The organism is Thiolapillus sp. (genome assembly GCF_048562965.1).
GTDB lineage: Bacteria > Pseudomonadota > Gammaproteobacteria > Chromatiales > Chromatiaceae > Thiolapillus > Thiolapillus brandeum_A.
In genome coordinates this window covers 1-1,188 of sequence record NZ_JBHNMF010000879.1, presented here as the reverse complement: position 1 = coordinate 1,188, position 1,188 = coordinate 1, and the positions used below count along the sequence as shown (strand labels likewise).

The following is a 1,188-nucleotide window of genomic DNA, read 5'->3' as shown; positions in this document are numbered from 1 at the left end:
GACCGTCTCCCAGCCCAGTTCGGAAAACAAGCCTATTGCAGGCTGCTCAACCAGATTATCTTCTGAATATTCAGACACTTCTGCCTCTTATCCCTGTTCCATGCCAAATCTCCACCGTACCTCCACATAATCGACACATTGCCACAACATGTCGATTATTTTTAAATATTTCGACACATCAGGCCGATGTGTCGATTTCATCGACCTTTCCCGACAACAATCTCAGTAGTTGATCATTGATGTAATACACCTCCCGTCCAGCCTTGACCGCTCTCAACAAACCCGCTGAGGCAAATGCCTTGAGATAGCTGGAAGCGGTCTGCCGCTTTGCCAGACCACGCTCCTCGAGAAACCTGATTTTGCAATAAGGCTGCTCGAAAATCAGCTCGATTAGATCCTTTGAATAGGCCTTGCCTGCATGAACGCGCGCTACCTCACCCATTTCAGCCATTAGATCAGAAATCTGTCGAATCATGGCTCGCGTTTCCCTCGCCATCTCCTCGATGCCGCGCAACATGAACAGAATCCAATCTTCCCATGCCTGTTCTTCCGTGACCCGTCTCAATCCGTCGTAATAGGCTGGTTTGTTGCGAATAATGTAGCGACTCAGGTAAAGCACCGGCAACTCCAGTAACCCCTTGTCCACCAGATAAAGAATATTGATGATCCTGCCGGTCCGGCCATTGCCATCGGCAAAAGGATGGATCGCCTCAAACTGATAGTGCATTACGGCCAGTCGGACAAGCGGGTCCAAGCTGTCATTCTCATCATGGATAAAGCGCTCCAAATTCGCCAGCAGTTCGCGTAGCCGTACCTCCCCCTCCGGTGGTGTATAAACAATATTGCCATCATTGCCGGTCAGCCTGGTACCCGGCAGGCAGCGGATACCCATCTGCTGCCACTTGATGATTTCCACCAGTTCAATAAACAGGTTGGTGCCAAGAGGACGTTCCCGCAACGTCTCGAAGCCCTCCCACAGCGCCTGCTGATAACGCAGGACTTCCTTGGTATGCCCCGAGGCTGAAAACAGATCGTCTGCACTGGCTTGGTAAAGCTCATCATTGGTAGTAACGATGTTCTCGATCTCAGACGAAAGGCGGGCTTCCTGCAAAACGATACCGGTCAGCAGGATCTTCTGGTTGGGGATCAAATTGCCTGCACCCTTCAATTCAGCCAACTCACGGGAAG

1 protein-coding gene is annotated in these 1,188 nt (G+C 51.0%); it reads right to left on the bottom strand.

Translation table 11 applies throughout. The features are described 5' to 3' along the window. Nucleotides 1-178 precede the first annotated feature (178 nt). Nucleotides 179-1,188 (bottom strand): Fic family protein (locus ACOCD2_RS20850; protein ID WP_293653201.1); only part of this gene is annotated, 1,010 nt, incomplete at its 5' end.